The sequence below is a fragment of the Pseudomonas sp. FSL R10-2964 genome (assembly GCF_009600035.1).
Lineage (GTDB): Bacteria > Pseudomonadota > Gammaproteobacteria > Pseudomonadales > Pseudomonadaceae > Aquipseudomonas > Aquipseudomonas bubulae.
This window is the reverse complement of record NZ_WIWH01000008.1, coordinates 48479-72842: the sequence shown is the minus strand read 5'-3', so window position 1 is coordinate 72842 and position 24364 is coordinate 48479. Positions and strand designations below refer to the sequence as shown.

General features: G+C 59.2%; 24 protein-coding genes. 4 read left to right on the top strand and 20 right to left on the bottom strand.

Features of this window, described 5'->3' with window-relative positions; all coding sequences use genetic code 11:
• Nucleotides 1-99 precede the first annotated feature (99 nt).
• The 6 genes from acpP to GHN92_RS06460 form a co-directional block, all read right to left on the bottom strand.
• Entirely contained in the window at nt 100-336 is a 237-nt protein-coding gene (gene acpP / locus GHN92_RS06485; protein ID WP_016779952.1) for an acyl carrier protein, read from the bottom strand.
• 191 nt (nt 337-527) lie between these two features.
• The gene (fabG, locus tag GHN92_RS06480) at nt 528-1271 is read right to left on the bottom strand and encodes a 3-oxoacyl-ACP reductase FabG (protein ID WP_016779951.1); all 744 of its coding nucleotides are present in this window, start codon (nt 1269-1271) and stop codon (nt 528-530) included.
• Nucleotides 1272-1287: 16 nt separating this feature from the next.
• Nucleotides 1288-2226, bottom strand: coding sequence for an ACP S-malonyltransferase (gene fabD, locus GHN92_RS06475; RefSeq protein ID WP_095003156.1), 939 nt, complete (start codon nt 2224-2226; stop codon nt 1288-1290).
• A gap of 126 nt (nt 2227-2352) precedes the next feature.
• Nucleotides 2353-3363, bottom strand: coding sequence for a phosphate acyltransferase PlsX (gene plsX / locus GHN92_RS06470; RefSeq protein WP_095003155.1), 1011 nt, complete (start codon nt 3361-3363; stop codon nt 2353-2355).
• 4 nt (nt 3364-3367) lie between these two features.
• Complete coding sequence (rpmF, locus tag GHN92_RS06465; RefSeq protein ID WP_003442519.1) at nt 3368-3550, bottom strand: 50S ribosomal protein L32; 183 nt, start codon at nt 3548-3550, stop codon at nt 3368-3370.
• Nucleotides 3551-3563: 13 nt separating this feature from the next.
• The gene (locus GHN92_RS06460) at nt 3564-4091 is read right to left on the bottom strand and encodes a YceD family protein (RefSeq protein WP_016779948.1); all 528 of its coding nucleotides are present in this window, start codon (nt 4089-4091) and stop codon (nt 3564-3566) included.
• A 105-nt stretch (nt 4092-4196) separates the two neighbouring features.
• On the opposite strand from GHN92_RS06460, the gene GHN92_RS06455 reads away from it, so the two are divergent.
• Nucleotides 4197-4775: a nucleoside triphosphate pyrophosphatase gene (locus tag GHN92_RS06455; protein ID WP_095019640.1), complete on the top strand. Its 579-nt coding sequence runs from the start codon at nt 4197-4199 to the stop codon at nt 4773-4775.
• Between the two features lie 142 nt (nt 4776-4917).
• On the opposite strand, the gene GHN92_RS06450 is transcribed toward GHN92_RS06455, so the two are convergent.
• Genes GHN92_RS06450 through rluC form a run of 3 tightly spaced genes read right to left on the bottom strand, consistent with a single transcriptional unit; the run spans nt 4918 to nt 7542 of the window.
• Complete coding sequence (locus GHN92_RS06450) at nt 4918-5907, bottom strand: S49 family peptidase (protein WP_095003152.1); 990 nt, start codon at nt 5905-5907, stop codon at nt 4918-4920.
• 20 nt (nt 5908-5927) lie between these two features.
• On the bottom strand, nt 5928-6593 hold the full coding sequence (locus tag GHN92_RS06445) for an HAD-IA family hydrolase (RefSeq protein ID WP_095003151.1): 666 nt from the start codon (nt 6591-6593) through the stop codon (nt 5928-5930).
• Nucleotides 6580-7542 carry a 23S rRNA pseudouridine(955/2504/2580) synthase RluC gene (gene rluC / locus GHN92_RS06440; protein ID WP_095003150.1) on the bottom strand — a complete coding sequence of 321 codons (963 nt, stop codon included), beginning with the start codon at nt 7540-7542 and terminating at the stop codon, nt 6580-6582. Before rluC ends, GHN92_RS06445 begins: the two co-directional genes overlap by 14 nt.
• A 720-nt stretch (nt 7543-8262) precedes the next feature.
• On the opposite strand from rluC, the gene rne reads away from it, so the two are divergent.
• On the top strand, nt 8263-11526 hold the full coding sequence (gene rne / locus GHN92_RS06435) for a ribonuclease E (RefSeq protein ID WP_153379720.1): 3264 nt from the start codon (nt 8263-8265) through the stop codon (nt 11524-11526).
• A gap of 69 nt (nt 11527-11595) precedes the next feature.
• Here rne and GHN92_RS06430 read toward each other — a convergent pair whose 3' ends face one another.
• The 8 genes from GHN92_RS06430 to GHN92_RS06395 are packed head-to-tail and all read right to left on the bottom strand — an operon-like array spanning nt 11596 to nt 18542.
• Nucleotides 11596-12207 carry a hypothetical protein gene (locus GHN92_RS06430; RefSeq protein ID WP_178102605.1) on the bottom strand — a complete coding sequence of 204 codons (612 nt, stop codon included), beginning with the start codon at nt 12205-12207 and terminating at the stop codon, nt 11596-11598.
• Nucleotides 12208-12222: 15 nt separating this feature from the next.
• The gene (gene murB, locus GHN92_RS06425; protein ID WP_153379718.1) at nt 12223-13242 is read right to left on the bottom strand and encodes a UDP-N-acetylmuramate dehydrogenase; all 1020 of its coding nucleotides are present in this window, start codon (nt 13240-13242) and stop codon (nt 12223-12225) included.
• Nucleotides 13239-14003: a 3-deoxy-manno-octulosonate cytidylyltransferase gene (gene kdsB, locus GHN92_RS06420; protein ID WP_095019638.1), complete on the bottom strand. Its 765-nt coding sequence runs from the start codon at nt 14001-14003 to the stop codon at nt 13239-13241. The genes murB and kdsB overlap by 4 nt, the downstream gene beginning before the upstream one ends.
• A complete protein-coding gene (locus GHN92_RS06415) occupies nt 14000-14185 on the bottom strand; it encodes a Trm112 family protein (RefSeq protein WP_086796064.1) in 186 nt (61 codons plus the stop codon). Before GHN92_RS06415 ends, kdsB begins: the two co-directional genes overlap by 4 nt.
• A 21-nt stretch (nt 14186-14206) precedes the next feature.
• On the bottom strand, nt 14207-15217 hold the full coding sequence (gene lpxK / locus GHN92_RS06410) for a tetraacyldisaccharide 4'-kinase (protein ID WP_133144876.1): 1011 nt from the start codon (nt 15215-15217) through the stop codon (nt 14207-14209).
• Nucleotides 15217-15645: a biopolymer transporter ExbD gene (locus GHN92_RS06405; RefSeq protein ID WP_095003145.1), complete on the bottom strand. Its 429-nt coding sequence runs from the start codon at nt 15643-15645 to the stop codon at nt 15217-15219. The genes lpxK and GHN92_RS06405 overlap by 1 nt, the downstream gene beginning before the upstream one ends.
• Entirely contained in the window at nt 15642-16277 is a 636-nt protein-coding gene (locus GHN92_RS06400) for a MotA/TolQ/ExbB proton channel family protein (RefSeq protein WP_095003171.1), read from the bottom strand. Before GHN92_RS06400 ends, GHN92_RS06405 begins: the two co-directional genes overlap by 4 nt.
• Before the next feature lie 48 nt (nt 16278-16325).
• Nucleotides 16326-18542 (bottom strand): DNA internalization-related competence protein ComEC/Rec2, encoded by a 2217-nt coding sequence (locus GHN92_RS06395; protein WP_178102604.1) that lies wholly within the window; start codon nt 18540-18542, stop codon nt 16326-16328.
• A 133-nt stretch (nt 18543-18675) separates the two neighbouring features.
• On the opposite strand from GHN92_RS06395, the gene GHN92_RS06390 reads away from it, so the two are divergent.
• Nucleotides 18676-19191, top strand: a complete 516-nt coding sequence (locus tag GHN92_RS06390) for a DUF2062 domain-containing protein (protein WP_095003143.1) — start codon at nt 18676-18678, stop codon at nt 19189-19191.
• A 46-nt stretch (nt 19192-19237) separates the two neighbouring features.
• Here GHN92_RS06390 and GHN92_RS06385 read toward each other — a convergent pair whose 3' ends face one another.
• From GHN92_RS06385 to GHN92_RS06375, 3 genes are all read right to left on the bottom strand, one after another.
• Nucleotides 19238-20017 (bottom strand): ABC transporter permease, encoded by a 780-nt coding sequence (locus GHN92_RS06385; RefSeq protein WP_095003142.1) that lies wholly within the window; start codon nt 20015-20017, stop codon nt 19238-19240.
• Nucleotides 20014-20946 (bottom strand): ABC transporter ATP-binding protein, encoded by a 933-nt coding sequence (locus GHN92_RS06380; protein ID WP_095003141.1) that lies wholly within the window; start codon nt 20944-20946, stop codon nt 20014-20016. The genes GHN92_RS06385 and GHN92_RS06380 overlap by 4 nt, the downstream gene beginning before the upstream one ends.
• Nucleotides 20947-21079: 133 nt before the next feature.
• Nucleotides 21080-21706 (bottom strand): glutathione S-transferase, encoded by a 627-nt coding sequence (locus tag GHN92_RS06375; RefSeq protein WP_095003140.1) that lies wholly within the window; start codon nt 21704-21706, stop codon nt 21080-21082.
• A 151-nt stretch (nt 21707-21857) separates the two neighbouring features.
• On the opposite strand from GHN92_RS06375, the gene GHN92_RS06370 reads away from it, so the two are divergent.
• Nucleotides 21858-24305, top strand: coding sequence for an acyl-CoA dehydrogenase (locus tag GHN92_RS06370; protein WP_095021014.1), 2448 nt, complete (start codon nt 21858-21860; stop codon nt 24303-24305).
• Nucleotides 24306-24364 lie beyond the last annotated feature (59 nt).

Here is a 24364-nt window from a genome sequence, read left to right as displayed (position 1 = left end):
TATTCTATTGACGACACTTTGCATCACACCTAAAGAAAAAACCGCACGCCAGAGCGGCAGTGCGGTTTTTCCATGACAGCGAGCAACGATTACAAACTATTACGCCTGGTGGCTAGTAACGTAGTCGATTGCTGCTTGTACAGTAGTGATCTTTTCAGCTTCTTCGTCAGGAATCTCAGTCTCGAATTCCTCTTCCAGAGCCATCACAAGCTCAACGGTGTCAAGGGAGTCGGCACCCAGGTCTTCAACGAAGGAAGCGGCATTGGTCACTTCTTCTTCTTTAACGCCCAGTTGCTCGGCAACGATTTTCTTGACGCGCTCTTCGATGGTGCTCATACCTTGTTTTCACTCCTAATGGACAAATTCAGGCAGCTGGCCAGTGGGCAAGTGTATCGAAAGCCTTTTCGGTTTTTCAACTGAAAGCTTTGCACTCACCCCGCAACAACCGGCCACCTATAAAAAGATTGCAGCTTTATAACGGATTTTAGACAGCTCGTATGACATTTTTTTGAAGCAATCCGTCACATTTAACTCATGTACATCCCGCCGTTGACCGGAATTGTAGCCCCGGTCACGTAGGCTGCACCGTCGGATGCCAGGAAAGCGACCACGTTTGCGATCTCTTGAGCCTGGCCCAGACGGCCCAGCGGAATCTGCGTCTGCAAGGCTTCGCGCTGTGCTTCTGGCAGCTCACGGGTCATATCGGTGTCGATAAAACCTGGAGCGACCGAGTTGACAGTGATCGAGCGAGAGCCCACTTCACGTGCCAGAGCACGACCGAAACCTTCAAGGCCTGCCTTGGCGGCGGCGTAGTTTACTTGGCCAGCGTTGCCCATGGCACCCACAACAGAGCCAATATTGATAATTCGTCCCCAACGGGCCTTGGTCATGCCGCGCAAAACACCTTTGGACAGGCGATACAGACTGTTCAGGTTGGTGTCGATGACATCATGCCATTCGTCATCTTTCATGCGCATCATCAGGTTATCACGGGTGATACCGGCATTATTGACCAGGATCGCCGGCGCGCCGAACTGCTCCTGAATGCTCGCCAGTACCGCAGCAACCGATTCATTGCTGGTCACGTTGAGTTCCATGCCAGTGCCCTGAACACCGTTTTCTTTCAGGGTGGCAGCGATGCGCTCGGCACCGGAAGCGGAAGTCGCCGTACCAATTACAATGGCGCCCTGACGACCCAACTCCAACGCGATAGCCTGGCCAATGCCACGGCTTGCGCCTGTTACCAGTGCAACTTTACCTTGCAAGCTCATGCAGGCTTCTCCTGATTCAGACCAGAGCCAAGCGCGCAGCGGCGAAGGCATCCGGGGTATTCAAATTGTGAGTGGTAACGCCTTCGGCACAGCGCTTGCTGATGCCCACCAGGACCTTGCCCGGACCGCATTCGACCAGGTCAACCGGACCATTGGCCGCCAGGGCCTGAACCGATTCAACCCAGCGCACAGGCTTGTACAGCTGCTCAAGCAAATCGCGCTTGAGGGTTGGCAAATCGGCTGCCACCGCGGCGCTGACATTCTGCACCAGGGCAATGGCCGGCATTTTCCAGTCGATCGCTTCAATGGACTCGGCAAAACGCTCGGCAGCTGGACGCATCAGTTCGCAGTGCGACGGTACGCTTACCGGCAACGGCAAGGCACGCTTGGCGCCCTTGGCCTTGCACAGTTCCATGGCGCGCTCGACAGCGGCCTTGGCCCCGGCAATCACGACCTGACCCGGCGAGTTGAAGTTGACCGCGCTGACCACTTCGCCTTGCGCAGCTTCAGCACAGGCAGCCAGTACATCGGCATCTTCCAGACCCAGGATCGCCGCCATGGCGCCCTGCCCGGCCGGTACGGCCTCTTGCATCAACTGACCACGACGCTCGACCAGCTTGACCGCCTCGGCCAGGGTCAGGCATTCGGCGGCCACCAGCGCGCTGTACTCGCCCAGGCTGTGGCCGGCAACGAAGTCAGGACGCTTGCCGCCTTCAGCCAACCACAGACGCCAAAGGGCAATCGAGGCCGCAAGAATGGCAGGCTGGGTGATATCAGTCTGGTTCAGCTTCTCGGCAGGACCTTCCTGAGTCAGCGCCCACAGGTCGTAACCCAGGGCGTCAGACGCTTCTTTAAATGTTTCCAGGACCAGCGGATGTGCCGCGCCCAGCTCGGCCAACATGCCGAGGGACTGCGAACCCTGCCCTGGAAAGACGAATGCGAGGGATGTAGACATGTAACAAGCCCCTAATGATCTTGTCGTCGGAGAATTGACGTCCTGCCGTGGCGGACGCAAGAAACTGACAGTTGGATGGCTGATTGGACCGGGCGGTCACATTTAAGCGCCCGACCGCTAAAACGCCTACGGCAACAACCCTTCAAGGCGCCCATACAAACGCTTTGGCAGGTCTTCATGGATTTCAATCAGCGCACGTTCAATTGCACTTTGAAAGCCCTGAGCACCTGCCGAACCGTGACTCTTGACCACAATGCCCTGCAAGCCGAGAAAGCTCGCACCATTATGCCGCGCCGGCGCCAGATCCGCCTGCAAGCGCCGCATCAACGGCAATGCCAGCACGCCCACGAAGCGACTGAACAGGTTGCGCCTGAACACCGCCTCAAGCCGGCTCGAAATCATCGTTGCCAGGCCTTCGCTGGACTTGAGCATGATGTTGCCGACAAACCCGTCACACACCACCACATCAGCTTCGCCCCGATACACCCCGTCGCCTTCGACAAAACCGATGTAATGCAACCCCGGCGCCGCCTGCAACAATGCCGCCGCCTCCTTGACCTGCTGATTGCCCTTGACGTCCTCGGTACCGATATTGAGCAAGGCGACCCGCGGACGAGGCACACCAAGCGCCTGCGCCGCCACCGAGCCCATCACCGCAAACTGGAACAACTGACTGGCCGTGCAATCGACATTCGCCCCCAGATCCAGCAACTGACAGTAGCCGGTCTGGGTCGGAACTGCCGCCACCATCGCTGGACGGTCGATGCCCGGCAAGGTCTTGAGCACATGCCGGGACAAGGCCATCAGCGCCCCCGTGTTACCGGAACTGACACAAGCTTGCACCTTGCCATCACGGAGCAACTCCAGAGCAACGCGCATGGACGAGTCCGGCTTGCTGCGCAGGGCATGGGAAGGCCGCTCATTCATGGCAATGACTTCTGAAGCCGGGACAATAGACAGGCGCGAGCGATCCACAGCCGAATGGCCAGCGATCAGGGATTCAAGTAGGGAAGGTTGACCAACGAGGGTCAGATGCAGCGAGGGAGTAGCAGACAGGCAGGCAATACAGGCCTGAACAATGCTGCGGGGACCGAAGTCCCCGCCCATTGCGTCGATCGCGATGACCTGAGCGGACAAGTGATTACTCGTCAGCGCCCTTGTCGATCACTTTACGACCACGGTATACGCCTTCTGGCGATACGTGGTGACGCAGGTGAATTTCACCGGTGGTTTTTTCTACAGACAGAGTGCTAGCCGAAAGAGCATCGTGCGAACGACGCATGTCACGGGCAGAGCGGGATTTTTTGTTCTGCTGAACAGCCATAATTGATTAACTCCTAAACGTTTGGGTCACGCTTTAACTGCGCCAATACACTGAACGGGTTGGACCGCGTTACCTCGTCCTCGCCTGGTTCGGGCTCATCGAGACCCGCCGGCTGCTGGCATTCTTCCGGATGATGAGCAGGCACAATGGGCAAGGCGAGCAAAAGCTCCTCCTCGATCAGTGCATGCAGATCCAATGGATCTTCGCCCAGTTCCAGCACGTCATAACCTTTCGGTAACGACTGGGTATTCGCACCCTCTTTCACCACGGCGTAACTGCATTCGCTGTGGATCGGCAGGGTGACCAGCTCAAGACAACGCTGGCAAACCATCTTGACCTCGACGTCGATGGAGCTGTGTATTACCACAGATCTACGTTCGTCGCGCTCAAAAACAAATTTAGCCTGGACCGTACCGACATCGTCGGAAAGCGGATCGCAGAGTCTCTCCAAATCAGCCAGCAACACTTCACCTTGAAGGGTAGTGCCACGATCAGCCAATTTGCGCGGGTCAACGTGAGGTGGAATCGGGTCATTCAACATAGGCGCAGCATTCTAGGGAGGACCCCTTCACGTGTCAAAGGAAATTGTGTCTGTGCGACATTGCGTACGAGCATTAGAATCGTCAACTGCCTACAGGAGTCGCGCATGCTACCTTTATTACTCGCTTCAAGCTCGGTTTATCGCCGCGATTTATTGTCTCGCCTGCGTCTGCCCTTCACGTGCAGCTCGCCGGATATCGACGAAGGCCATCATCAAGGCGAGACCGCCATCGAACTGGTCAAGCGCCTGTCACTGGAAAAAGCCCGCGCGCTGGCTGCCAGCCATCCGAATCATCTGATTATCGGCTCGGACCAGGTTGCCGTACTCGACGGACGGATCATCGGCAAACCCCACACTTACGAAAAAGCGCACCAGCAATTGACCACGGCAAGCGGTGCCAGCGTCAGCTTCCTGACCGGCCTGACCCTGCTCAACAGCCAGACCGGCCATTATCAGACCGATTGCGTGCCGTTTACCGTACACATGCGCAGCCTGAGCGCAGAGCAGATCGAGCGTTATCTGCGCGCCGAGCAGCCCTACGACTGCGCAGGCAGCTTTAAAGCCGAAGGGCTTGGCGTGAGCCTGTTTCAGCGCACCGAAGGCGATGACGCCACCAGCCTGGTCGGCCTGCCACTGATCCGACTGGTGGACATGCTGCTTGCCGAGGGCATACACCTGCCATGAATAAGCCGGGCAATCTGTAGCAGCTGCCGAGGAACGAAGGCTGCGTTCGGCAGCTGCTACGCGACATAGAGCCTCTAAACTTTTTGCCAGCCATAAAAAAACCGGCCCTCTTTCAGGCCGGCTTGTTTGAAGCACTCAACAATCAGCGCAGCGTCGGCCCCTGAAAGCCCATCCACATGGCCAATTGCTCAGCCACGCTGGCACCGAGCTTTTTCGAGAAGCGGTCGAAAGCCGATTCCTGCACCGTGAAGTCCACCAGCTCCTTGGCGCCGATCACGTCACGGGCAACCGAACTGGTATTGCCCAGCCCGTCAATCAACCCCAGCGGCAGCGCCTGCTGCCCCGTCCAGACCAGGCCCGAGAACAGCTCCGGGTGCTCCTTGTCTTTCAGGCGATCGCCACGCCCCTGCTTGACGCTGTCAATGAACTGCTGGTGCGTCACATTCAACACACCCTGCCAGAACTTGGTCTCATCCGGCTTTTCCGGCTCAAACGGATCCAGGAACGCCTTGTGGTCGCCCGACGTGTAAGCACGACGCTGAATACCCAGCTTGTCCATCGCACCGACGAAACCGAAGCCTGCCGCCGTCACGCCAATCGACCCGACGAGACTGGCCTTGTCGGCGTAGATCTCATCAGCAGCACTGGCAATGTAATAAGCCCCGGATGCCCCCAGATCGGAAATCACCGCATACACCTTGGTATCGGGATGCAGCCCACGCAGGCGACGGATTTCATCGTAGACATAACCCGACTGCACAGGACTGCCGCCCGGGCTGTTGATGCGCAGCACCACCCCCTTGACCCGCGGATCGTCAAACGCAGCCTGCAGGCTGGTGACCAGATTGTCGGCACTGGCCGGCTCCTTATCGGCAATCGGACCACGCACATCGATCAGCGCGGTGTAGCTGGAACCGCCGACAGCGCTGCGCTCCATACTCACCAACGGGGTAAACAGCAACAACACCGCAATCAGGTAGCAGAACATCAACACCTTGAAGAAAATGCCCCAGCGCCGCGAGCGGCGCTGCTCCTGAATGCCCGCCAACAGGGTTTTTTCCAGCAACTGCCAGCTTTTGTCACCACCGACAGTGTTTTCAGCCGCAGAGGGCGCCTTCCATTGATCGACCATGCACTACCCCAGCAAAGATCTTAATTAGCCTGGCGATCAAGCCAGGCACGCAACTCGGGAAAACTGTCAATTGCCAACCGGGGCTCGAACGTCAGCAAGCGCTCCATCGATTGAGCACCATAGCCTACCGCAACCGAGTCGATACCCGCATTGCGCGCCATCAGCAAATCAAAGGACGCATCACCCACCATCAACGCCTGCTGCGGACACACATCGCAATGAGCCAGGATCTGATTGAGCATCAACGGATCAGGCTTGCTGGCGGTCTCGTCTGCAGCACGGGTGATATCGAAGAAATCCTCCCAGCCGTGGGCCTTGAGCACACGATCAAGGCCACGACGGGCCTTGCCCGTGGCCACCGCCAGACGATAGCCCTGGGCACGGAATGCTTCCAGCGATTCCCGGACTCCCGCAAACAACGGCGAAGGCTCGGCATCCATGGCGATATAAATATCGGCATAGTGCTGGCGGAAGGCAATCACCTGCTCCGGGGGCATGTCGGGGTAAAGGGTCAGGATCGCCTCAGGCAACCCCAGACCGATAATCCCCTTGACCGCCTGCGCATCACGTACCGGACGCCCCGCACGTTGCGCCGCACCCTGCATCGCCGTGACAATCCGACCAATGGAATCAGCCAGCGTGCCATCCCAGTCAAAAATGAGCAGCTTGTACTCAGTAAGGGGCACTCAGACGCTCCACGGTTTTGGCCCACATTTCATCGACCGGGGCCTGGAATTTCATTTCAGTCCCATCGGGCATCGGCACGGTCAGCATGTAGGCATGCAGAAACAGGCGCTTGCCGCCCAGGTCGCGGATTTCCTTGGAGAACCCCTCATCACCGTACTTGCTGTCGCCGGCAATGCAATGCCCGGCATGCAGGGTATGCACACGGATCTGGTGAGTACGCCCGGTAATCGGTCGCGCTTCGACCATGGTTGCAAAATCACCAAAGCGGCGCAGCACCTTGAACACAGTGACCGACTCTTTGCCTTCGTCTTCGTTGACTTCAACCATGCGCTCACCCGAACGCAAGTTGCTCTTCATCAGCGGCGCACGCACCTGCTTGATGGACGCCGCCCAGTTGCCACGCACCAGAGCCATATAACGCTTGTCGATACCGTCGCCGCGCAGGGCCTCGTGCAAATGACGCAACATGCTGCGCTTTTTGGCGATCATCAGCAGGCCGGACGTGTCACGGTCCAGGCGATGCACCAGCTCCAGCTCCTTGACGTCTGGGCGCATCTGACGAAAGGCTTCAATCACGCCAAAGGTCAGGCCGCTGCCGCCGTGCACGGCGATGCCTGCTGGCTTGTTCAATATAATCAGGGCCTTGTCTTCATAGACAATGGCCGCTTCAAGGCGCAGCAACAAACCCTGGGCCACAGGCACCGGCTCGTCGCGCTCAGGCACGCGAACCGGCGGCACGCGCACGATATCGCCGGCCTGCAGCTTGTACTCGGGCTTGATCCGGCCCTTGTTCACACGCACTTCGCCTTTACGCAAAATGCGGTAAATCAAGGTCTTGGGAACACCCTTGAGCCGAGCAAGAAGGAAGTTGTCGATGCGTTGGCCGGCATATTCCGGCGAGACCTCAAGCAGCTGGACGCTGGGGGTCGGGGGGGTAGTCGTCGTCATGCCGTGAATGATAACAATTTTTTATGGAATTGAAGCACTTAATCATTGCTGCTATAGTCGCGAACGCCGCCAAAAGCGGCCTGGACAGAGGATTAACGGTGAACAACCGGCCCTGACCAACGCTCTTGATCAGGACGCGAGGCCGTCCTACGGGGCTTTTGCTGGATACGCAAGACCTGGAGTTGTAACAAGCGCAGGTGACATGAGGCCTGAAGCGAGCCTGGAAAGCAGAGTGCAAACTCGCCTTTTACGCCGATATTCACGGCCAGTTCACAAAGTGCAGTCAGCCTCGGGAATTTCGAGCGAATGCTTCGGAAACAACGCCTTTATTAGCCATGATGCGTGAACTCCCCTTTGGAGAACACGGTAAATGCCAACCCGCTGCGGATTCTGCGCGCGGCAGCACCCGAATTATCAGGGATACGTGTAGGGTGGAGATGCACAACCGCCGGACTGTGTAGCAATAGGCTTTATCAAGACGCTTCATCTCGTCCACAGCCGCCGGTTGATTCCTCCTCCTGACCAGACTTTTGCTTAAGAGGTGCATTAGCACCACAGCAAGCAGGAAGCGTAAGTCGCGACTTCGCCCCCAAGGGTCGAACCTCGCTGTACACAGGAGTGGCCAACAACTCCTGACGCACCTGACACCGACCATGAGAAGTCGTGTGTGCCGAACGCCGTTTCCGGTAGCCCGGAAACCGACGGTACAACATGAAAAGAATGCTGATTAACGCAACTCAACCTGAAGAGTTGCGCGTTGCACTGGTAGATGGCCAACGCCTCTACGACCTGGACATCGAGTCGGGTGCTCGCGAGCAGAAGAAAGCCAACATCTATAAAGGCCGTATTACTCGCATCGAACCAAGCCTTGAGGCTGCCTTTGTCGATTTCGGCTCCGAGCGCCACGGCTTCCTGCCCCTCAAAGAAATCTCCCGCGAGTACTTCAAGAAAGCCCCTGAAGGCCGCGTCAACATCAAGGACGTCCTGAGCGAAGGCCAGGAAGTCATCGTGCAGGTCGAAAAAGAAGAGCGCGGCAACAAGGGCGCAGCCCTGACCACGTTTATCAGCCTCGCCGGCCGCTACCTGGTCCTGATGCCAAACAACCCGCGTGCAGGCGGTATTTCCCGTCGCATCGAAGGTGAAGAGCGCAACGAACTGCGTGAAGCGCTGAACGGCCTGATCGCTCCTGCCGACATGGGCCTGATCGTTCGCACTGCCGGCCTTGGCCGCAGCAGTGAAGAAATGCAGTGGGACCTCGATTACCTGCTGCAACTGTGGACCGCCATCAAAGAAGCCTCGCTGGATCGCGCCGCACCCTTCCTGATCTACCAGGAAAGCAACGTGATCATCCGCGCCATCCGCGACTACCTGCGCCAGGACATCGGCGAAGTGCTGATCGACAGCGTTGAAGCCCAGGACGAAGCCCTGACCTTTATCCGCCAGGTGATGCCGCAGTACGCCAGCAAAATCAAACTCTACGAAGACAGCGTTCCGCTGTTCAACCGTTTCCAGATCGAAAGCCAGATCGAGACCGCTTTCCAGCGCGTCGTTGAACTGCCTTCCGGCGGTTCCATCGTTATCGACCCGACCGAAGCCCTGGTGTCCATCGACATCAACTCGGCCCGCGCCACCAAAGGCAGCGATATCGAAGAAACCGCACTGCAAACCAACCTTGAAGCGGCGGAAGAAATCGCCCGTCAGTTGCGCCTGCGCGACATCGGCGGCCTGATCGTCATCGACTTCATCGACATGACCCCGGCCAAAAACCAGCGCGCAGTGGAAGAAAAAGTCCGCGAATGCCTGGAAGCCGACCGCGCCCGCGTACAAGTGGGTCGTATCTCGCGCTTCGGCCTGCTGGAAATGTCCCGTCAGCGTCTGCGCCCATCCCTGGGTGAAAGCAGCGGCATCGTTTGCCCGCGCTGCAACGGCACCGGCATCATCCGTGATGTTGAATCGCTGTCGCTGGCGATCCTGCGCCTGATCGAAGAAGAAGCCCTGAAGGACCGCACTGCCGAAGTCCGCGCCCAGGTGCCAATCCCGGTTGCAGCGTTCCTGCTCAACGAAAAACGCAACTCGATCACCAAGATCGAACTGCGTACCCGTGCCCGCATCGTCATTCTGCCGAACGACCACCTCGAAACGCCGCACTTCGAAGTTCAGCGCCTGCGTGATGACAGCCCGGAAGCCCACACCAACCAGTCCAGCTATGAAATCGCTGCCGCTGCCGCTGAAGTGGAAGAAGTTCAACCGGCTGCTGCCACCCGCACCCTGGTTCGCCAGGAAGCCGCCGTTAAAACAGCACCGCCACGCACCTCGGCACCGGTTCCGACCGAAGCCGCTGCTGCTGCCGCACCTGCTCCTGCACCGGCGGCCACCATCGCCGAGCCAAGCCTGTTCAAGGGCCTGGTCAAGTCGCTGGTAAGCCTGTTTGCCTCCAAGGAAGAGCCTGCAGCACCGACCGTAGTCGAGAAGCCGGCAACCCCTGAGCGCCCTGCACGCAACGAAGAACGTCGCAACGGTCGCCAGCAGAGCCGTAACCGCAACGGTCGTCGTGACGAAGAACGTAAACCGCGCGAAGAGCGTGCTCCACGTGAAGAGCGTGCCGCTCGCGAACCACGCGAAGAGCGCAGCCCTCGCGAAGAAACTCCGGTTGTGGCTCAAGCCCCTCGCGAAGAGCGCGCACCGCGTCCACCGCGCGAAGAACGTGCGCCGCGTGCACCACGTGAAGACCGCAAGCCGCGTGGCGAACGCGAAGAGCGCGTACGTGAACTGCGCGAGCCTCTGGATGCAGCACCAGCCGTAGCCGCTGTGGCCGCTACCACTGCTGTAGCTGAAGAGCGCCCAGCCCGTCAGCCGCGTGAAGAGCGCCAGCCGCGCGCACCTCGCGAAGAACGTGCGCCACGCGAAGAGCAGGTTGTAGCTGCCGCTGAAGACGAAGAAGTGCTGAACGGTGAAGAGCAGTCCCAGGACGAGACCCAGGACAACGCCGAAGGCGATCGTCCACGCCGTCGTTCCCGTGGCCAGCGTCGTCGCAGCAACCGCCGCGAGCGTCAGCGTGACGCCAACGGCAACGTGATTGAAGGCTCGGAAGAGAACAGCGAAGAAGGCAACAGCCAGAACGCTCCTGCAACCACTTCTGAAGCAGCCGTCGTGGCCGTGACTGAAACCGTTGCCAGCCAGGTCGTCAGCGCTCCTGCTGAAGCCCAGGCGCACCAGCAGGCAGAACGCGCAACAGAAGTGGCCCAGGAATCGGCCCCGGCTGAAACCGTGGCCGTTGTTGAAGCTGACAAGGAAATTGTGGCTGTCGAAACACCTGCGGCCCAGGCCCCAGCCGTTGAAACCGCTGGCGAAGCAGCAACTAAAGAAGAAGCAGTCGCTGCCCAGGCACCGGCCACTGAAACGCCTGTTGTTGAAACTCCAGTAGTAGAAGCACCGGCAGTAGAAGCGCCAACAGTAGAAGCAGTGACGCCGATCGAAGCCGTCAAGGCGCCTGAAGTTGAAATTGCACCAGCTCAAGAAGCACAGCCTGAAGTCCAGGCCGTTGCCCAGCCGGTTGCAGCGACTCCAGAGCCAGTGGTTGAAGCCGTGGTGGAAGCACCAGCGGTCGAAACTCCGGTTATCGAAAAAGCACCGCATGCCCGCGAAGCCCGCGTTGTGCGCGCGCCAGTAGCAGAGCCTGCCGCTGTTGAAGCCGTAGCAGAGCCCGTTGCCGCACCTGAAGTGGTAACCGTTGAAGCCGCGGTCGAAACGATAGTAGCCGTAGAGCCGGCCCCCGTTGAGACTGTTGTGACAACTGAAGTGGTTGAGGTAGTGGTTGCAGCAGCTCCGGTTGTCAGCGCCCCAAGCAACGGTCGCGCACCTAACGACCCGCGTGAAGTACGTCGTCGCAAGCGTGAAGAGGCAGCTGCTGCAGCGGCCGCTCAGGCAACTGCGCATGAAGGCGTAGCCCAGGAAAAGGCACACGAGGATAAACCCCTCGCCTAATTCCAAAGGCCATTAAAAAGCCCCGCCAGTTCTGAACTGGCGGGGCTTTTTTTATGCCTGCGAATTAAATCAAAAAGGCCAGAACGAGCGACGACCTTTCTCCAGCTCACCGCGACATTGGCCAAGCTGTGCACCATAGGTTTTGGACTGCTGCTCGACTTTACGCGCCACCTGCATCAACCAGGGTTTGGCGCGATAGGTATTGCGACTGTAACCCCCCCTGCCCTCGTGATACGCCAGGTACTGGTTATAGGTATCCCACTTGGAGATCCCCAATTGACGCTGGGTACCCGCGGTGTACCAACCGATAAACATGATGGCGTCAGCGAAATTGTCGCGCGACCCGGAACTGCCCATGCTGTTTTCAAAGTCACGCCATGCCGGAGGCTGAGCCTGTGCATAGCCGTAGGACGGGCTGACCCGGTCCCACGGGATGACCCACAAAAGGTAAGCACGAGGCGGAAGCGCATCGGCAACGAAGCTGCTTTCCTGCTTCATGATTGCCATCGCAACATGCACTGGCGTGCCCCAGCGCTCCTGCATCGCTACCGAGTCTTTGTACCAGGCCGGATATTGCCTATAGATACTGCACAGGTTGTTTTGATCTTTAGGCGGAGCAGTGACACAACCGGTCAACGTCACCAGTGCCAACGCCAGCGCCCCTGCCGGTATGTGCTTCATTGATAGTCCAGACCGTTAATACAGGTTGGGCTCCATCTCCAGCTGCACCGCAAAGCGCTGCTCGATATCTGCCTGAATACGCTGCGCAAGGGCCAGCAACTGCAAACCGGTAGCCGACCCATAGTTGACCAGCACCAACGACTGCAGGCGATGCACTCCGGCATCCGCCTCACGAAAGCCCTTCCAGCCTGCAGTTTCGATCAACCAGCCCGCCGCCAGCTTTACCTGGCCATCGGCTTGTGGGTAACCAATCAGGCCGGGATGGGCCAATTTCAATTCCGCCGCCAGGCTTGCCGATACCAGCGGATTCTTGAAGAAGCTGCCGGCATTGCCCAACACCGCAGGGTCAGGCAGTTTTTCGCTGCGGATACTGCAGATAGCCCGACTTACATCACTGGCCGTCGGCTGCTCAATGCCCTGCTCGGCCAGGCGCTGACGCACAGGGCCGTACTCCAGATGCAGATGCATGGCCCTACTCAGGGCAAAGCGCACACGCAAAATCAACCAGCGCCCGGCCTGCTGCTTGAACAGACTGTCACGATAGGCAAAGTTGCATTCGGCCAGACTGAACTCACGCAACTCGCCGGTTTGCCGGTCGAGCGCTGTAAGGCCTGCGAATACATCCTTGATCTCGACCCCATAGGCGCCGATATTCTGCATCGGCGCGGCACCCACGGTGCCAGGGATCAGGCTGAGGTTTTCCAGGCCCGACAAGCCCTGCTCAAGGGTCCACAGCACGAAGGCATGCCAGACCTCCCCCGCTTCAGCCTCCACCACTACCCGCTCGCCATCATCTTCCAGCAAGCGGATACCGCGACTGGCCATGCGCAAAACCAGCGCTGGCACATCGCCGGTCAACAGCAGGTTGCTGCCGCCGCCAATCACCAGCAACGGCAACTTGTGCTCAGCCGCACACAGCAAGGCCTGGCGCACATCATCATCGTTGTGCGCCTGGGCAAACAGGCTGGCCTTCACATCAACACCAAAGCTATTGAAGGGCTTGAGCGACGCATTGACCTGCATGTCCAAACTCATGACTCCAGCAAACGCCGAACGCGCTCAAGATCTTCCACGGTATCTACCCCGGCAGGCGGAGCTTCAAGCACATCGGCCACGTGAATACGCACACCATGCCACAGCGCCCGCAGTTGCTCGAGGCGCTCGGTGTTTTCGAGCCAGCAAGGCCCCCAGCTGACGAAGTCATGCAGGAAGCCCGCTCGATAGGCGTAGATGCCGATATGTCGACGGTAAGGCACGCCTGCTGGCAGTGCGTCCGGGTGCAGTGCAAAGTCATCCCGCGCCCAGGGCAACGTGGCCCGGCTGAAGGTCAGCGCCAGCCCGTTGATATCACTGACCACCTTGACCACATTGGGATTGAACAGCGTCTCGACATCATCGATAGGCTCGGCCAGGGTCGCCATGCTCGCCTCGCCATGGGCCGCCAGGTTGAGCGCAACCTGATCGATCACCTGTGGCGGGATCATCGGCTCATCGCCCTGCACGTTAACCACGATGGCATCGCTGGCCAGACCCAGTTGCGTAGCCACTTCGGCCAGGCGATCAGTGCCGGATTCATGGTCGGCACGGGTCAGCAGCACCTCGGCGCCGAACGCCTTGCAGGCCTCGACAATACGCATATCGTCAGTGGCAACGACCACACGTTGCGCGCTGCTTTTACAGGCCTGCTCCCAGACATGCTGGACCATCGGCTTGCCGGCGATCATTTGCAGCGGCTTGCCCGGTAAACGGGTCGAGGCATAGCGCGACGGGATAACGACGGTAAAAACCGGGATCATTTATCCAGACGCTCTTCGGCAGTGAGGGTGCGGGCTTCGGTTTCGAGCATTACCGGAATGCCATCACGGATCGGGTAAGCCAGGCCTGCGCCCTTGCTGATCAGCTCGGTCTTGTCGGCACTGAGCTTGAGCGGGCCTTTGCAAACAGGGCAGGCGAGGATATCGAGCAGCTTGGTGTCCATAAATGTTCCCCTTGAGATGAGTTAGGGTAAAAGACGATCAGGTAAAAGACGCAGCAATTGTTGGTCAAACCACAACACAAAGGCCTCGGAAGGCACTGCATCAACAGCCAGATACCACCAGTCGGATGACGCGAAGTCACGGCACTTCACCGCGTCCTTTTCGGTCATGACCACGGGTAATGATGGCGAGAAATTCAATATTTCGGCGCTATAAGGCGCGTGATCAGCAAACGCATGAGCAATTGGCCGCCAGTGTAGCGTTTCAAGGGTGGTGAAGAAACGCTGCGGGTTGCCGATACCGGCGACCGCATGCAGAGCCTGCTGCGCAGGAAAAAAGCCCAGCGCCTTGCGCTCCCCACTCACCAGATTCACCAGTGCGGTGGGTTGCAACGCAAAGGCAAAACCGCCCTGCGGGTCGCTGGCAGCGCCGTTATAGAGCACCGCGTCAACGCTCTGCAGGCGCTCGACCGGTTCGCGCAGCGGCCCGGCAGGCAGGCAACGGCCATTACCCAGGCCTCTGGCATTGTCGATCAACACCAGCTCCAGATCCCGCGCCATACGGTAGTGCTGCAACCCGTCATCCGACAGGATCAGGTCCAGCGGCTCGCTGGCCAGTAGCGCCTTGATCGCCCGACTGCGGTCGGGATCGATCATCAGGGGCACACCGGTGCGCTGCACGATCAGCAAAGGTTCATCCCCCGCCTGCACAGCACTTTGCTCGGCGCGTACACGCCACGGCAGTTGCGGCGGGGTCGCGCCATAGCCGCGACTGACCACGCCAACGCGCAGTCCCTGGCGCTGACAGTGCTCTATCAGCCACAGGATTAATGGCGTTTTGCCGGTGCCGCCGACCGTGATGTTCCCCACCACGATCAACGGCACCGGCGGGCGATAGATCTCGCCCTCACCGGCGACAAAACGTACCCGCTTGCGCTCAACCACCCGTCGGTAGAGGCATTCGAGTGGTCGCAACAGGATCAGCAGCGGATGCCCGGCATACCAGGCACGCAGTAAACGATCGGACATGGCCATCAGGGAGTCGTCTGCGCCTCAACCGTGGTCATGCGCAAATGGCTAAAGCCGAGCTTGCCGGCCGCGTCCATCGCGGTGATGACCGCCTGATGTTGCGTTTTGCCATCGGCGCTGATCGACAGCGGCAAACGGGTATCGCCACCGGACTCTTTCTGCAGGGCCTCCATCAGGCTGGCCAGATCATTCTTGGGCAACAACTGGTTATTCACCGAGAAAACCCCGTCTGCGCTGATGGCGATATCCAGTTGCTTGCCATTCTGCTCATCGCTGGGTGAACCGCTGACAGCCTCCGGCAGATCGACGCGCAACTGGGTTTCGCGGGTGAAGGTGGTGGTCACGACAAAAAACAGCAACAGGATAAACACCACGTCAATCAATGACGCGAGGTTGATATCAACTGTTTCCCGTGGCTTGCGGCGAAATTTCACGCTTTGCTCCCGACCATATCGACTTCACGGTCGCCCTGAACCACTTCAACCAGCTTGATTGCCTCCTGCTCCATGCCAACCACCAGGTCGTCAACACGACGCTGCAGGAAACGATGGAAGAATACGGCCGGGATACCCACCATCAGGCCTGCGGCCGTGGTGATCAGCGCCTTGGAAATACCACCCGCCAGCACCGCAGCATTGGAGGTCATTCCCGAGCCCATGAACGAGCTGAAAATATCGATCATGCCCAGCACCGTACCCAGCAGCCCCAGCAAGGGTGCCATTGCGGCAATGGTGCCCAGGGTATTGAGGTAGCGCTCAAGCTCATGAATAACGCGCGCGGCGGCCTCTTCAATGCACTCTTTCATGATTTCGCGACCATGACGGGAGTTGGCCAGGCCCGCGGCAAGAATCTCACCCAGAGGCGAATCGGCACGCAATTGCTTGAGTTTTTCCTTGTCCATTTGCTTGTCTTTGATCCAGACCCAGACCTGACCGAGCAGATGCTCCGGGGTCACGCGACTGGCACGCAGGGTCCACAGACGCTCGACAATAATGCCCAGCGCGGCAACAGAGCTCAGAATGATCGGCAACATCATCCAGCCGCCGGATTTGACCAGTTCCCACACAGTGACAATCCCCTCGAAAAAGTGTGCCACTCTACCACAGGGGCAGCGTCAATCGCGCCAGAACCGGCGTTGGTCGCGCATGCTTTCAGCCTTGCCCGACGCCCCCAGGCGAAACTTCACCGCACCCTGCTCGGCGCTGTCCAGTACCTGCACCCCCAGCGCCAGATACCGGGCCATCACCTGTGGATGGGGATGACCGAAGCTATTGCCATGCCCCCGTGAGATCAGCACGATTTCAGGCGCCAGGGCCTTGAGAAACACCATCGACGACGAGGTCTTGCTGCCGTGATGAGGAGCCTGCAACCAGCGGGTAGGCACGCCCAGCGGGCTTTGCAGCAAGGCACGCTCGGCCCTGGCATCGATATCCCCGGTCAGCAGCAACCGCTCATCACCGGCCTGCACCTGCAACACGCAGGACTTTTGATTACTGTCGCTGGCCCCCGCCCACTGCCAGAGTGAAAAACTCACACCATCCCATTCCCAAGTTTCCCCACTGACACAGGGTTGCGCCCGCAACGGCTCCGCCAGCCCCGGCACATCGCCGCCAATCACCCGTTTCACGCTGACGCCCCGCTGCACCGCCAGCGCCCCACCGGCATGATCCGAATCGGCGTGACTGAGCAGCATCAAATCCAGCTCGGCCACCCCCAATGAACGCAAAACCGGCACCACCACCCGCTCGCCCTGATCCAGATTCCCTGACTTGGGGCCTGCGTCGTACAACAGAGTGTGATTGCGGGTACGCAAGGCAATCGCCAGACCCTGGCCAACATCCAGCTGCAGCACCTCGACCTGACCGCGGGGGATCTGTTCACGGGGCGCAAACAGCGCCAGCAGCACCAGCGGCCAACCCAGCGGCCGCAAGACCATCCCCGCAGGCAACAACAGGATCAGCACTCCGGCCGCACTCAACAGCCAAATGTAAATCGGCACGGATACGGGCAACCACGGCGTAAACACATCGGCCAGCAGGCTCAAGCCCTGGACCAACCCATCGATCAGGCCACCTGACAGCCACAGCAGGTTTTCCCCCAGCCAGGGCACAGGCAACAGCAAGGTCCCCAGCAAAGCTGTTGGCAGCACTGCCAGGCTGATCCAGGGGACGGCTATCAGATTGGCCAGCGGCCCGGTCAGGCTGATGGGCAGATCGAGTATCCACAGCATCGGGAACAAGCCCAGGGCGATCAGGCCGTGAGGGCGCAACCACATGGCCCGCCACCCCCACGCCCCCAAGCGGCCACTGAAGGTAAAGAGAAGCACCGCCACGGCGCTGAATGACAACCAGAACCCAGCCCGCAAACTCGCCAGCGGCTCGACGATCAGCACGGCATTGAGCGCCAGCAAAAAAGGCAGCCACACGCCCAGTTGTCGAAACCACAAACGCCATGCCAGCACCAGCCCGAGCATCATGCACGCGCGCTGCACCGGCACTTCAAAGCCCGCCAGCACGCCGTAACCCGTGGCGCCAATAAACGCCAGGGCACAAGCCCAGGGTAACCACGGCAAACGACGTGGCCACAGCCCATAACGCGCCAGCAAGGCGATAAATCCATAGATCAAGCCGGCAAACAGGCCAATATGCTGGCCCGAGATCACCAGCAGATGCACCGTGCCGGTCGCTTGCAACAACGTCCAGTCATCGCGACTCAGACCCGATCCATCACCCAGTACCAGCGCCGCCAACCACGAAGCCCGGCCCTGGGCATCAACGCGCAGCAGACGCTGACGCAAGCCGTCACGCCAGGCGTGACTGGCAGCCTCCTGTAAATGCCCCTGCTTGACCGTACCGGTCGCACCGATGCGCTGCGCCAGTAACCAGGCCTCAAAATCAAACCCCTGAGGATTGAGCAAGCCTTTGGGTTTCTTGAGTTTGACCGCCAGCCGCCAGCGCTCGCCGCTGTTTACCGCAGGGCCGCCATACCAGCTCAGCCTGATAGTCGCGGGCAAAGCACCGTGGCGCGACTTTGCCCCCTGCAATTCAAAGCGGACGGATGTTCCAGACTGCTGCGGCAAGCCGATCACACGCCCCTCGACCCAGAGCGTACGCCCGTCGAATGATTCAGCCAGACGGTTATCCAGTGCCCTTTGCCCCTGAAAGCAGGCCCAGCACAGCCCAAGCACATAAAGCCCCACCGGCCAGCCCCTGCAGGCCAATAGCAACACCCCCGCCGTCACCATCAGCAGCAACCACCCGGCAGACGGTAAACCAGGTAAAAACCGCAGCGTGATCAGGCCCGCTGCCAGCGCAAACATCCCTGTGTACATGCCTATACTCAACTTATCCCTTTGACTCGGATTAGCTGGAATCCCGGGGCCGCGCTTAAGAAATTGTCACAAAGTCTAAATAGGCATCCTGTCGAATTTGGGCATACTGCCCCCTTGACCTAGGGAGAGGCCCATGCCACGGCGTTTGATCAAACGTTTCATGCCAGATCCGGCCCTGATCAGGGAACACAAGTCCTTACGATTTTTGGGCACCTTGCTCCATGATCCCAACCTCTGGCACCTCAACCGTCACTCCGTGGCCCGGGCAATGGCGGTGGGCATTTTCGCGGCCTTTATTCCCATGCCGTTCCAGATGCTTCTGGCGGCCTTTCTGGCAATAAGGGTTCGCAGCAATATGCCGATCTCCGTGGGCCTGGTATGGCTGACCAACCCCATCACCATGCCCCCGGTGTTTTATTGCACCTACCAGCTGGGCGCCTGGCTGATGAACGTGCCGGCGCGCACCCTGCCCGACGAACTGACCTGGGAATGGATCAGCGGCCAGCTCTCTACTGTGTGGCAGCCATTCTTGCTGGGCTCGGTGGTCTGCGGCGTGGTGCTCGGCGCATTGGCCTATTGCCTGACCATGCTCTATTGGCGCTGGTGGGTCAGCCATAAATGGAAAGCCCGCAAAAACAGGCACCCATAAAAAAGGCCCCGAACAGGGGCCTTTTTTTATCCGCATTTCACAACAACTACTGACGCATCCCGCGCCCGCTGACCAGCAGCCTGGCGCAGCCGAAGTAGAGCACGATGGTCGCCACCACCATAAAGGTCAGCGCGACACTGATCTTGATGTCCGAAACGCCCAGGATGCCGTAGCGAAAGGCGTTGACCATATGCAGCACCGGGTTGGCCAGCGACACGCTCTGCCAGAACGGCGGCAGCAGGGTGATGGAGTAGAAAACCCCGCCCAGATACGTCAGCGGCGTCAGTACGAAGGTCGGAATAATCGAAATATCGTCGAAATTGCGTGCAAAAACGGCGTTGATAAACCCCAGCAACGAGAAAATCGTAGCGGTCAGCACCACCACCACAATGGTCAGGCCCAGGTGATGCACCTGCAGATGGGTAAAGAACAGCGACAGCAGGGTCACGATCAGGCCCACGATCAGGCCGCGCAAGATCCCGCCCACGGTAAAACCGATCAGGATCGTGTGGGGCGACACCGGCGAGACCATCAGCTCTTCAATCGACCGCTGGAACTTGGCGCCAAAGAAGCTCGACACCACGTTACCGTAGGAGTTGGTGATCACCGACATCATGATCAGACCCGGCACAATGTACTCCATATAGGTGAAGCCACCCATATCGCCGATTTGCCGACCAATCAGGTTACCGAAGATCACAAAGTACAAAACCATCGTGATCGCAGGTGGCAGCAGGGTTTGCGGCCAGATCCGCATAAAGCGGCGGACCTCACGGTAAATAATGGTGTTCAACGCAATCAGGTTGGGACGCAGCTCCGAGCTCATACCGCCACCTTTGCCAGGTTTTTCTCGACCAACGACACAAACAACTCCTCAAGGCGATTGGTTTTGTTGCGCAAGCTCACCACTTCAATATTTTGCGCGGCCAATTGAGTGAACAGACCGGTAATGCCCACAACCTTGTCGACCTGGACCTCCAGGGTCGCGGCATCGAGCAACTGGCTCGGATAGCCGATCAACTGAGGGGCAGCCTGCAGCGGTTGCTTCAAGTCGAGCAAAAAGGTCTCGACATGCAACTGCCCAAGCAGTTGGCGCATGCTGGTGTTTTCGACAATGGTGCCGTGATCGATGATCCCGATATTGCGGCACAGCTGCTCAGCCTCTTCCAGATAGTGGGTGGTGAGGATGATGGTGGTGCCCTGCTCGTTCAGCCCGGTGAGGAAGGACCACATCGAGCGGCGCAGCTCAATGTCGACACCGGCTGTAGGCTCATCGAGGATCAACAGACGCGGCTCATGCACCAAAGCCCGGGCAATCATCAGGCGGCGCTTCATGCCACCGGACAACGAACGCGATGGCGTGTCGCGCTTGTCCCAGAGCCCTAACTGCGTCAGGTATTTTTCGGCTCGTTCCTTGGCGATTTTCGCCGGAATACCGTAGTACCCCGCCTGGGTCACGACGATATCGAAGGTCTTTTCAAACTGGTTGAAGTTGAATTCCTGCGGAACCACACCAATCGAACGCTTGAGGGCTGCGGGATTGCGATCAAGATCATGGCCAAAGATATTCACCGTGCCGCCGGTCTTGTTGACCAGGGTCGAGAGAATGCCGATGGTGGTGGATTTGCCGGCACCGTTAGGGCCCAGCAAGGCAAAAAAGTCACCTTCGGCGACATCCAGATCGATACCACTCAGGGCCTGGAAACCGTTGCCGTAGGTTTTGGTTAGCTGCCGTATGGACAGAGCGGAACTCATATCGGATTACGCACCAAGATGGGGGAAAGGGGATTTGTAAATAAGGGCGAACAGCCTGTAGGACAAGTCCGACAAGACCCTATGGTGCTTGGCCTCGCCGCACAAGTACAGTCGCCCGTATTAATAGTGGCTATTAAGTCAACGCGGTCATGACGGCATTTCGATAGGCCGGACGCTGCTTCAAGCGCTCATACCAGGCACTCAGGTGCGGCAGGGGCGGGCGTTCGATGGGCATTTCAAACCAGGCGTAAATGAAGCTACCCAGCGGGATATCACCCATGCCGATTTCATCACCGGACAAGTAGGGTTTTTCAGCCAGGGCCCGATCGGCCACGGCAAGCAATTCGCCGCTGGCCTTGATTGCGGCGTTGATTGCCACCCAGTCCTGCTGCTCGGCCGGCGTGCGCAAGACACCCCAGAACACCGTGCGAAACACCCCGGCAAAGGAAGTGCTGGTCCAGTCCATCCACTTGTCCGCCTGCGCCCGCACACGTGCATCGGTTGGGTACCATGACGTATCCGAGCCATATCTGGCAGAGAGGTAACGCACGATGGTGTTTGACTCCCACAGCACGAAGCCGTCGTCCTCTTCAATCACAGGCACCTGGCCATTAGGGTTCAACGCCCGGTACTCAGGGCTGTTGACCACCCCAAAGGCGCCGCCCGCCTCTACCCGGCTATACGGCAACGCCAGCTCTTCAACACACCACAACGCCTTGCGCACGTTTGACGAATTCTTGCGACCCCACACTTTCAGCATGATCTGGCTCCTGATTGATAGACGCCGAAGGAGTCTACGCCGGGATGACGAACTCCGTCTCCAGCGCGAGGTCACTATCCCTACAACCCTGATCGAAAGTTGCGACTAAGCTCACAAGGGTGCACGCCCCTGATTTCATGGAGGATTGAATATGCTGTTGTTGTGGATACTGGTTCTGATTGTTGGCATCGCCTATATGGCCCATCGCCGCATCGCCCCCCTGACGATCATTGCCGTGGTCGCGGTGTATTTACTGGCCATGGGGGTTATCGGCCATGTACCTGGCGGGTTGCTGGCAATCCTCTGGCTGCTGCTGGCCGCGCCCACGGCCCTGCTGCTGTTGCCCGAGCTTCGTCGCAAAATCTTTACCGCCCCCCTGTTCAACTGGTTCCAGAAGACCCTGCCGCCGATGTCGCAAACCGAACGCGATGCCATCGATGCCGGCACCGTGTGGTGGGACGGCCAGTTGTTTAGTGGCCGCCCCGACTGGAACCAGCTGCTGGCCTACCCCAAGGCCCGGCTGACCGAAGAAGAACAGGCATTTATTGACGGCCCAACCGAAGAGTTGTGCGCAATGGTCAGCGACTGGGAAATCGGCCAGGCCATGGACTTGCCACCCCAGGCCTGGGCGCACATCAAGGAGCATGGCTTCTTCGCCCTGATCATCCCAAAAGCCTACGGCGGTAAAGGGTTCTCGGCCTACGCCCATTCCCAGGTCGCCATGAAACTGGCCACCCGCAGTGGCGATCTGGCTTCCACCGTAATGGTGCCCAATTCCCTGGGCCCCGCTGAACTGCTGCTGCATTACGGTACCGATGAACAACGCGACCACTATCTGCCACGCCTGGCCCGTGGTGATGACATCCCCTGCTTTGCCCTGACCGGGCCACTGGCAGGCTCAGATGCCGGGGCAATGCCCGACACCGGGATCATTTGCAAAGGCCAATGGCAAGGTGAGGAAGTTATCGGCCTGCGCCTGAACTGGGAGAAACGCTATATCACTCTCGGCCCCGTCGCCACGCTGCTGGGCCTGGCGTTCAAGGCCCATGACCCGGACCATCTGCTGGGCGACAAAGAGGACCTGGGCATCAGCCTGGCATTGATCCCTACCGACACCCCCGGCGTCGAGATCGGCCGTCGCCATCTCCCCCTGGGCGCAGCCTTCATGAACGGCCCGAACTCGGGCAAAGATGTGTTTATCCCGCTCGACTACCTGATCGGCGGCCAGGAAATGCTCGGCAAAGGCTGGATGATGCTGATGAATTGCCTGTCGGTGGGACGCTCGATTTCGTTGCCAGCAGTGGGCACCGGCGCGGCCAAGTTCACCAGCCTGGTGACCGGCCAATATGCTCAGGTACGCGAACAGTTCAATGTGCCACTGGCCGCCTTCGAGGGCATTCAGGAGGCGCTGGCGCGTATCGGCGGCAATGCCTGGCTGATGGACAGCGCCCGCATGCTGACCGCCAACGCGGTGGATCTGGGGGAAAAACCCTCGGTTCTTTCGGCCATTCTCAAGTACCACCTTACCGAACGCGGCCGCGAGTGCATCAGCCATGCGATGGACGTGCACGGTGGCAAAGGCATCATCATGGGCCCCAACAACTACCTGGGGCGTAACTGGCAAGGGGCTCCGATCTTCATCACTGTAGAGGGCGCCAATATCCTCTCGCGCAACCTGATGATCTTTGGTCAGGGCGCCATCCGTTGCCATCCCTTTGTGCTGAAGGAAATGGCCTTGGCCGGGCGGGAAGATAAAGATCAAGCCATGCTGGAGTTTGACGCCCTGCTGCTCAAACACATTGGTTTTGCCATCAGCAACGCTTCCAGCACGCTGGTGTTGAACCTGGGCATTGGCCGTTTCGAAGCTGCGCCCGGCAACCCGTTGAGCCAGGGTTACTTCCGCGCGCTCAACCGTCAGGCGGCGGCGTTCGCCCTGCTCGCGGACCTGAGCATGATGCTGCTGGGCGGTGAGCTCAAACGCCGCGAACGCTTGTCTGCGCGCCTGGGCGATGTGCTGAGCCATTTGTATCTGGCGTCGGCCGCCCTCAAGCGTTATCACGACCTCGACTCGCCGCAATACCTTGATCCGCTGTTCAAATGGGCTATGGAAGAAAGCCTGGGCCACGCTGAGCGCGCACTGGATGAACTGTTGAAAAACTTCCCGAGCCGAACGCTGGGCTTTCTGTTGCGCGGCGTGGTATTTCCGTTTGGGCGCCGGCATACCGGTCCGTCGGACGCACTGGATGCCGAGGTCGCTGCAGTATTGGGCCGCGCCAAAGGGGATCCGGCACTTGAAGCCGTGCTCGCTGGCTGCTACCGCCCGCAATCGCCGGATGACGCTGTGGGCGCCCTGCAACATGCCAGCAACCTGCTGAGCGAAGCGCGCCCCCTGCACAAAAAACTCCACGAAGCGCTGAAAAGTGGCCAGGTAAAACCCGCTGCAGGAGAACCGTCCATCGATGCCGCGCTGCAAGCCGGGGTACTGCAACCGGCCGAAGCTGAAACCTTGCGCACCGCCGAAGCCGCACGACGCAAGGTCATCGACGTGGATGACTTCAGCAAGGAAGAACTCAGCCACACAGAAGGAAAGATTCGATAACAGGACAGCGAGCGCGATGAGCTTTATACTCTCGCGCCCGTTTTACCCTAGAGGACACC

Bases quoted from the DNA above. Each gene is read 5' to 3' on its own strand.
- kdsB (WP_095019638.1), bottom strand. From the start codon at position 14,003: ATGATCCCGGTTTTTACCGTCGTTATCCCGTCGCGCTATGCCTCGACC.
- lpxK (WP_133144876.1), bottom strand. From the start codon at position 15,217: ATGGCCATGTCCGATCGTTTACTGCGTGCCTGGTATGCCGGGCATCCG.
- fabD (WP_095003156.1), bottom strand. From the start codon at position 2,226: ATGTCTACATCCCTCGCATTCGTCTTTCCAGGGCAGGGTTCGCAGTCC.
- murB (WP_153379718.1), bottom strand. From the start codon at position 13,242: ATGAGTTTGGACATGCAGGTCAATGCGTCGCTCAAGCCCTTCAATAGC.
- GHN92_RS06415 (WP_086796064.1), bottom strand. From the start codon at position 14,185: ATGGACACCAAGCTGCTCGATATCCTCGCCTGCCCTGTTTGCAAAGGC.
- acpP (WP_016779952.1), bottom strand. From the start codon at position 336: ATGAGCACCATCGAAGAGCGCGTCAAGAAAATCGTTGCCGAGCAACTG.
- rne (WP_153379720.1), top strand. From the start codon at position 8,263: ATGCTGATTAACGCAACTCAACCTGAAGAGTTGCGCGTTGCACTGGTA.
- GHN92_RS06430 (WP_178102605.1), bottom strand. From the start codon at position 12,207: ATGAAGCACATACCGGCAGGGGCGCTGGCGTTGGCACTGGTGACGTTG.
- GHN92_RS06375 (WP_095003140.1), bottom strand. From the start codon at position 21,706: ATGCTGAAAGTGTGGGGTCGCAAGAATTCGTCAAACGTGCGCAAGGCG.
- GHN92_RS06380 (WP_095003141.1), bottom strand. From the start codon at position 20,946: ATGAGTTCCGCTCTGTCCATACGGCAGCTAACCAAAACCTACGGCAAC.
- GHN92_RS06455 (WP_095019640.1), top strand. From the start codon at position 4,197: ATGCTACCTTTATTACTCGCTTCAAGCTCGGTTTATCGCCGCGATTTA.
- rluC (WP_095003150.1), bottom strand. From the start codon at position 7,542: ATGACGACGACTACCCCCCCGACCCCCAGCGTCCAGCTGCTTGAGGTC.
- GHN92_RS06370 (WP_095021014.1), top strand. From the start codon at position 21,858: ATGCTGTTGTTGTGGATACTGGTTCTGATTGTTGGCATCGCCTATATG.
- GHN92_RS06390 (WP_095003143.1), top strand. From the start codon at position 18,676: ATGCCACGGCGTTTGATCAAACGTTTCATGCCAGATCCGGCCCTGATC.
- rpmF (WP_003442519.1), bottom strand. From the start codon at position 3,550: ATGGCTGTTCAGCAGAACAAAAAATCCCGCTCTGCCCGTGACATGCGT.
- fabG (WP_016779951.1), bottom strand. From the start codon at position 1,271: ATGAGCTTGCAAGGTAAAGTTGCACTGGTAACAGGCGCAAGCCGTGGC.
- GHN92_RS06385 (WP_095003142.1), bottom strand. From the start codon at position 20,017: ATGAGCTCGGAGCTGCGTCCCAACCTGATTGCGTTGAACACCATTATT.
- GHN92_RS06450 (WP_095003152.1), bottom strand. From the start codon at position 5,907: ATGGTCGATCAATGGAAGGCGCCCTCTGCGGCTGAAAACACTGTCGGT.
- GHN92_RS06460 (WP_016779948.1), bottom strand. From the start codon at position 4,091: ATGTTGAATGACCCGATTCCACCTCACGTTGACCCGCGCAAATTGGCT.
- GHN92_RS06395 (WP_178102604.1), bottom strand. From the start codon at position 18,542: ATGTACACAGGGATGTTTGCGCTGGCAGCGGGCCTGATCACGCTGCGG.